This is a genomic window from Amnibacterium sp., from assembly GCF_051956055.1.
Taxonomy (GTDB): domain Bacteria; phylum Actinomycetota; class Actinomycetes; order Actinomycetales; family Microbacteriaceae; genus Amnibacterium.
The window spans coordinates 44,031-51,112 of record NZ_JBQCGC010000034.1 but is presented as its reverse complement, the minus strand read 5'-3'; the positions used below and the strand labels follow the sequence as shown (position 1 = coordinate 51,112).

The 7,082-nt window shown below is 73.0% G+C and carries 6 protein-coding genes; 3 read left to right on the top strand and 3 right to left on the bottom strand.

Going from position 1 to position 7,082, the window contains the following annotated elements:
* Window positions 1-131: 131 nt before the first annotated feature.
* Window positions 132-392 carry a 30S ribosomal protein S20 gene (gene rpsT, locus ACTHLI_RS05115; RefSeq protein WP_440181969.1) on the bottom strand — a complete coding sequence of 87 codons (261 nt, stop codon included), beginning with the start codon at window positions 390-392 and terminating at the stop codon, window positions 132-134.
* A 149-nt stretch (window positions 393-541) separates the two neighbouring features.
* Between rpsT and ACTHLI_RS05110 the strand changes: the two genes are divergently transcribed.
* Window positions 542-1,678 (top strand): pyridoxal phosphate-dependent aminotransferase, encoded by a 1,137-nt coding sequence (locus ACTHLI_RS05110; protein ID WP_440181968.1) that lies wholly within the window; start codon window positions 542-544, stop codon window positions 1,676-1,678.
* 182 nt (window positions 1,679-1,860) lie between these two features.
* Here the strand turns inward: ACTHLI_RS05110 and ACTHLI_RS05105 are convergent, their stop codons facing one another.
* Both ACTHLI_RS05105 and ACTHLI_RS05100 read right to left on the bottom strand, forming a co-directional pair.
* The gene (locus tag ACTHLI_RS05105) at window positions 1,861-4,008 is read right to left on the bottom strand and encodes a DEAD/DEAH box helicase (protein ID WP_440181967.1); all 2,148 of its coding nucleotides are present in this window, start codon (window positions 4,006-4,008) and stop codon (window positions 1,861-1,863) included.
* 38 nt (window positions 4,009-4,046) lie between these two features.
* Entirely contained in the window at window positions 4,047-4,526 is a 480-nt protein-coding gene (locus ACTHLI_RS05100; protein WP_440181965.1) for an NUDIX hydrolase, read from the bottom strand.
* Window positions 4,527-4,607: 81 nt separating this feature from the next.
* Between ACTHLI_RS05100 and lepA the strand changes: the two genes are divergently transcribed.
* On the top strand, window positions 4,608-6,452 hold the full coding sequence (gene lepA / locus ACTHLI_RS05095) for a translation elongation factor 4 (RefSeq protein WP_440181964.1): 1,845 nt from the start codon (window positions 4,608-4,610) through the stop codon (window positions 6,450-6,452).
* The gene (locus ACTHLI_RS05090; RefSeq protein ID WP_440181963.1) at window positions 6,449-7,078 is read left to right on the top strand and encodes a DUF1990 family protein; all 630 of its coding nucleotides are present in this window, start codon (window positions 6,449-6,451) and stop codon (window positions 7,076-7,078) included. Before lepA ends, ACTHLI_RS05090 begins: the two co-directional genes overlap by 4 nt.
* The last annotated feature ends 4 nt before the right edge of the window (window positions 7,079-7,082 follow it).

Sequence of the window (7,082 nt, the reverse complement as noted above, 5' to 3'; positions counted from 1 at the left end):
ATCGCGCACCGCGGCGAGCCCGCCTGAGCCGCTCCTTCGTCGTTCAGGAGAAACGGCGGCGTCGGCCCCGATTCTCCTGAACGACGACGTGCCCGCCCCCGATGGGGACGGGCACGTCGTGGACCTGCGGCTCAGAGCGAGCTGACGGCCTTCGCGATCGCCGACTTGCGGTTCGCGGCCTGGTTCTTGTGGATGACGCCCTTGGACACGGCCTTGTCGAGCTTCTTCGACGCGACGCCGAGCGCCACGATCGCCTTGTCCTTGTCGCCGGCGGTGACCGCGGTGCGGACGGCGCGGATGTGCGTCTTCAGCTCGCTCTTCACGGCCTTGTTGCGCTCGGTCGCCTTCTTGTTCGTGGCGATGCGCTTGATCTGGCTCTTGATGTTGGCCATGCGGATGCTCCTGTGCTCGAGAACGGTGGGAGGCCGCTCCAGTGGGGGAGGAGCCTCGACGGGCGGCGCGGAGGGCGCGCGGATGCCCGAAAGCCGACCGGCAGCCTATCAGTCCGCCGCGCCGCCCGCGACGGCGCTTGGATGGGCGCGTGCCGTCCTACACCCCGAACGCGCTCGCCGTGCCCGAGAGCGGCATCCGCCGCATCCACGAGATCGCGCTGACCCTCGACGACGTCGTCTCCCTCGCCGTCGGCGAGCCGGACCTGCCGGTCGCCGCCCACGTGCTGCGCGCCGCGAGTGACGCCTGGCTCGAGGACGACACCCGGTACACCGCCAACGGCGGCATCCCGCCGCTCCGGGCGGCGATCGCCGCCAAGCTGCGCCGCGACAACGGCATCGAATGCGGCCCCGACCAGGTGTGGGTCACGCCCGGCGCGACGGAGGCGCTGTACCTCGCCCTCGCGCTGATCCTCGCGCCCGGCGACGAGGTGCTGATCCCGGATCCGGGCTACACCACCTTCACGATGGCGCCGCGCATGCAGTTCGCCGAGCCGGTCCCGTACCGGCTCGCGCCCGAGCACGACTTCCTCCCGCTCGCCGCGGAGCTCGACGCGCTCGTGACCCCGCGCACGCGGGCGATCATCCTCAACTCCCCGTCCAACCCGCTCGGCGTGGTCTTCCCCGAGGCCGTGGTGCGCGAGCTCGTCGCGTTCGCGCAGCGGCACGACCTCTGGATCCTGAGCGACGAGGTGTACGAGGCGTTCACCTACGGCCTCCCGCACATCAGCCCGGCGTCGATCGACCCGTCGAGGGTGCTGACCGTGCAGTCGTTCTCGAAGACCCACGCGCTCACTGGAGGGCGGGTCGGCTACCTGGTGACCCCGCCCGGGCCGACCGGCCTCCTCCGGAACTTCCAGGAGGCGCTGATCTCCTGCGTGAACACCCCGGCGCAGCGCGCGGCGCTCGCCGCGCTCGAGGGACCGCAGGACGCCGTGGTGGAGGGGGCGCGGCACTACCGCGAGAACCTCCGGGCCGCGACGGCGCTGCTCGATGCTCGCGGGATCGGCTACCGCGAGCCCGACGGCGCCTTCTACCTGTGGGTCGACGTGGCGTACGCCTCCGGAGGCGACGTGGCGCGCTGGGCGGAGGAGTTCCTGCGCGAGCGCGGGGTCGCCGTCGCCCCGGGCAGCGCCTTCGGCCGCGGGGGCGAGGGGTGGATCCGCGTGTGCGCCGCCGCCGCCCGCGACGACCTGCTCGAGGGCCTCTCGCGCCTCCCCACCCCCTGACGCGCCCCTGATCCGCGCCGCATGCCGGCGCTCGAGGTGCGAGCGGGGTGGGCCTCGAGACCGGCCGCGGAGGTCCGGGGTGATCTCGAGGCTCGCTGGCGCTCGCACCTCGATCACCGGGTGGGAGCGATCTGCGTGGTGTCGGGGCGGAACTCGAGACCACGTCGCCGCGCGTCGACGACTCAGGCGCGGAGGGCGAGCGCGAACGGCAGCACCGCCGGAGCGCCCGCCTCGCGGAGCAGGCGCGCGGCGACCGTGAACGTCCAGCGGCTGTCGGCGACGTCGTCGACGAGCAGGACCGGTCCGCGGGATCCGGCGAGGCGGTCGGCGAGCCCGGCCGCCACCCGCACCGCCGACCACACCCCGGCGAGCCGCGCGAGGCTCGCGCCGCCGCTGCCACCGGGCGGCTCCTCCGTCGTCGACTCGAGCGTGCCCAGCAACGGCAGCCGGCCGATCGTCGACAGCGCCTGCGCCGTCGAGGCGACGAGGACCGGACGCGACCAGGACGGCATCGCGACGACCCCGAGCGGCCGCTCCGCCCAGTCCCACTCCCGGAGCACCTCGACCGCGGCGTCCACGACCTGCTGCGGCACCTCCCGGTCCGGCGCGCCCGCCGCCAGCAGCTGCCGGAGGACGCCGCCCCAGCCGAGGTCCGTCAGGCGGGCGACGGCGCGCCCCTCCTCCGGGCGCTCGCCGACGGCGATGTTCCCCTTGACCGGCAGCCCCCGCGTGTCCGCGCCGGGCGGCCACTGCTTCCGTGCCTCGATCGGGACGCCGACGCGCCGGAGGGCGGCGCCCGCCGTGCCGGACGAGTCGACCGACACCGCCGTCGGGTACCAGGGCGCCGCGCAGCGGTCGCAGCGCCCGCAGGGAGCCGCGGTCGGGTCGTCGAGCACCCGCTGCAGGTACTGCATGCGGCAGCCCTCCGGCCCGGGAGGGAGGGACTCGTAGTCGAGCATGTGCTGCTGCTCGGCCCGCCGTGCGGCGGCGATCCGCTCGTAGCGCTCGGCGTCGTACGTCCACGGCTGCCCGGTCGACACCCAGCCGCCCCGCACGCGTCGCACCGCGCCGTCGACGTCGAGCACCTTGAGCAGCAGCTCGAGCCGGCTGCGCCGGACGTCGACCAGCGCCTCGAGCGCGGGCGTCGAGAGGGGGCGCTCGAGGTCCAGCTCGGCCAGGACCGCCTCCGCCCGCTCCTGCGTCGGCATGCTCGCGGTGGCGAAGTACTGCCAGACCGCCTCGTCCTCCGCGCCGGGCAGCAGCAGCACGTCCGCGCTCGCGGTCGCCCTGCCCGCTCGCCCGACCTGCTGGTAGTACGCGACCGGGGAGGACGGGGCGCCGAGGTGCACGACGAAGCCGAGGTCCGGCTTGTCGAACCCCATCCCGAGCGCGCTCGTCGCGCCGTGCGCCTTCACGCGGTTCTCCTTGAGCGCCTGCTCGGCGGCCTCCCGTTCCGCGGTCTCGGTCTGCCCGGTGTACGCGAGGACGTCGTAGCCGGCCTGCCGCAGCAGTCGCGCGGTGTCCTCCGCCGCGGAGACCGTCAGCGTGTAGACGATGCCGGAGCCCGGCAGGTCCCGGAGGTGCTCGATGAGCCATCCGAGGCGCGTCGCCTGATCCGGGGTGCGCAGCACGCCGAGCCGGAGGGAGGCGCGCGCCAGCGGACCGCGGATGGTGAGCACGTCCGCTCCGGCCGGCGCTCCTGCCGCGGTCGGAGCGCCGAGCTGGGCGACCACGTCGTTCACCACCCGCCCGTTCGCCGTCGCGGTCGTCGCGAGGACGGGTGTGCCGCCGACGGTGCCGATGAGGTCGCGCAGGCGGCGGTAGTCGGGGCGGAAGTCGTGTCCCCAGTCGGAGATGCAGTGGGCCTCGTCGATGACGACGAGCCCGGTGCGCGCGACGAGGGACGGCAGGCGCGTCTCCCGGAACTCCGGGTTGTTCAGCCGTTCTGGCGACACGAGCAGCACGTCGACGGCATCGGCGTCGAGCCGCGCGCGCACCTCGTCCCACCGGTGCTGGTTCGAGGAGTCGATCGACTCGGCACGGATGCCGGCGCGCGCGGCCGCCGCGACCTGATCGCGCATGAGGGCGAGCAGCGGGGAGACGAGCACGGTCGGGCCCGCGCCGCGGTCCCGCAGCAGGCGCGTTGCCACGAAGTACACGGCCGACTTGCCCCAGCCCGTGCGCTGCACCACGAGCGCGCGGCGCGAGTCGTCGACGATCGCCGAGATCGCCTCCCACTGGCCGTCGTGGAAGTCGGCGTCGGACCGGCCGACGAGGGTGCGCAGCACCTCGAGGGCGGCGGAGCGGGTGTCGCGGCTCGGGTCGGTCACGGCGGAGACGGTGTCACGCCCCGGTGACAGTCCACGGGTCAGGCCTCGACGTCGCGGATCAGGAGGGTCTCGGTCCCCGGGGCGAGGGCGCGCGCGATGCGGTCCGCGTAGCGCTGCGGCATTGGGGGCAGGTCGTCGATCGGGAACCACGCGGCCTCCAGCGACTCGTCGTCGCCGACCTCCGGCGTCCCGGCCACGTACCGCAGGAGGTAGGTGTGGTCCGTGTACCGGGAGCGGTCCCCGTTCGGGTACGCGTACTCCTGGGTCACCCCGACCGCGGCGAGCCGCTCCACGACCGCGCGCACCCGCGCCTCCTCCCACACCTCGCGCTCCGCCGCGTCGGCCGAGTGCTCGCCGGGCTCGACGATGCCCGCGACGGGCGACCACTCGCCCGTGTCCGCACGGCGGACGAGCAGCAGCCGCTCGCCGTCCACGACCACGGCTGTGGTGCCGACCAGCCAGAGCGGGTCGTGCCCGATCGACTCGCGGAGGCGCAGGATGAACTCGGGCGTCGGCACGTCCCGAACCTACGCGTTCCTCCGGATCGGGCTGCCGGCGTGCCGCGTCCCGCGGGCCCGATGGGGGAGACTGTCGGCGCCATGCCCCGCGCCCAGACCCCCCTGCAGCCCGCCGCGACGGATCCGTCGCGCATCCGGAACTTCTGCATCATCGCCCACATCGACCACGGCAAGTCGACGCTGGCCGACCGGATGCTCGGGATCACGGGCATCGTGTCCGACCGCGACGCGCGCGCCCAGTACCTCGACCGGATGGACATCGAGCGCGAGCGCGGCATCACCATCAAGAGCCAGGCGGTGCGCATGCCGTGGCAGGTGGGTTCGGACACGTACGCGCTGAACATGATCGACACCCCTGGCCACGTCGACTTCACGTACGAGGTGTCCCGCTCGCTCGCGGCGTGCGAGGGTGCCATCCTGCTCGTCGACGCCGCGCAGGGCATCGAGGCGCAGACGCTCGCGAACCTCTACCTGGCGCTCGAGAACGACCTCGAGATCGTGCCCGTCCTCAACAAGATCGACCTCCCCGCCGCGGAGCCCGAGAAGTACGCGGCCGAGCTCGCGAACCTCATCGGCGGCGACCCCGCCGACGTGCTCCGCGTCTCCGGCAAGACGGGCATGGGCGTCGAGGCGCTGCTCGACCGAGTGGTCGAGCGGATCCCCGCACCGAAGGGGGACCCGGACGCGCCCGCGCGGGCCGCGATCTTCGACTCGGTGTACGACGCGTACCGCGGCGTCATCACCTACGTCCGCATGGTCGACGGGAAGCTGAACCCGCGCGAGCGGATCCAGATGATGTCGACGCGCGCCTCCCACGACATCCTCGAGATCGGCGTCTCCGCTCCCGAGCCGACCCCGACGAAGGGGCTCGGGGTCGGCGAGGTCGGCTACCTGATCACGGGCGTGAAGGACGTGCGCCAGTCGAAGGTCGGCGACACCGTCACCACGGCCGCGAAGCCCGCCTCCGAGCCCCTCGCCGGCTACACGGAGCCGAAGCCGATGGTGTTCTCCGGGCTGTACCCGATCGACGCCTCCGACTACCCGGAGCTGCGGGAGGCCCTCGACAAGCTGAAGCTCTCCGACGCCGCGCTCGTGTACGAGCCGGAGACCTCGGTCGCGCTCGGCTTCGGGTTCCGCTGCGGGTTCCTCGGGCTGCTGCACCTCGAGATCGTCACCGAGCGGCTCGAGCGCGAGTTCGGGCTCGACCTCATCGCGACCGCCCCGTCCGTGATCTACGAGGTCGCGACCGACGACGGCAAGCAGGTCACCGTCACCAACCCGAGCGAGTACCCGGTCGGCAAGGTCGCGGAGGTGCGCGAGCCGATGGTGAAGGCCGCGATCCTCGCGCCGAAGGACTACGTCGGCACGGTCATGGAGCTCTGCCAGAGCCGCCGCGGCTCGCTGATCGGCATGGAGTACCTGTCGGAGGAGCGCGTCGAGATCTCGTACACGATCCCGCTCGGCGAGATCGTCTTCGACTTCTTCGACCAGCTGAAGAGCCGTACGGCGGGCTACGCGTCGCTCGACTACGAGCCGGTGGGCGAGCAGGTCGCGGACCTCGTCAAGGTCGACATCCTCCTGCAGGGCGAGCGGGTCGACGCGTTCAGCGCGATCGTCCACCGCGACAAGGCCTACGCATACGGGACGCTCATGACGGAGCGCCTGAAGAAGCTCATCCCGAGGCAGCAGTTCGAGGTCCCGATCCAGGCCGCGATCGGAGCCCGCATCATCGCCCGCGAGTCGATCAGGGCCATGCGGAAGGACGTGTTAGCAAAGTGCTACGGGGGTGACATCACCCGCAAGCGGAAGCTGCTCGAGAAGCAGAAGGAGGGCAAGAAGCGCATGAAGACCATCGGCCGCGTCGACGTCCCCCAGGAGGCGTTCATCGCCGCGCTGTCCGGCGACACCGAGGTCGCGAAGAAGTGAGCACGGTCCGGGTCGGGCCGATGCGTCGAGGCGGCGCGGTCACCGCCGACAGCGGCATGAACTACGCCGCGCTCGGGGCGACGAGCAGACCGGACGTGGTGCCGTTCCCGCCCTCCGGCTTCCACGCCGCCGAGTACCGGCACCGGATCGGCAGCGGTGCCAGGCGGTTCGATCTCGCCGGGCGGGCGCTCATGACCTGGGGCGCGCTCCGGCACGCCGGGTTCCAGGTCGACGAGGTCCGCGCGGAACCCGTGTCGCAGTCCCCGCGGGGCGCCGGGCCGCTGTTCCTCGAGGACGGCACGCCGTGGATCACCCCGGGCATGACCGCCCGGCTCGCCTCCGACGACCCGGCCGCCGTCACCGGCCGCGTGAAGGTGCTGACCACGCTCGACGAGCCCGGTCGCATCGGCTACGTGTTCGGCACGATGACCGGCAGCACCGAGGTGTCCGAGCGGTTCCTGCTGGTGGAGCACGGCGAGGACGACGCCGTGCACGTGATCCTGCGCTCGCTGTGGGAGGCGCCGTCGTCGCGCCTCGGCCGCCTCGCGCGGGCCGCGGACGCGCGCCAGCGCAAGCTCGACGAGCGCATCGTGCGAGCGCTGCACCCCTCCTTCTCCGTCGGCTGAGCGC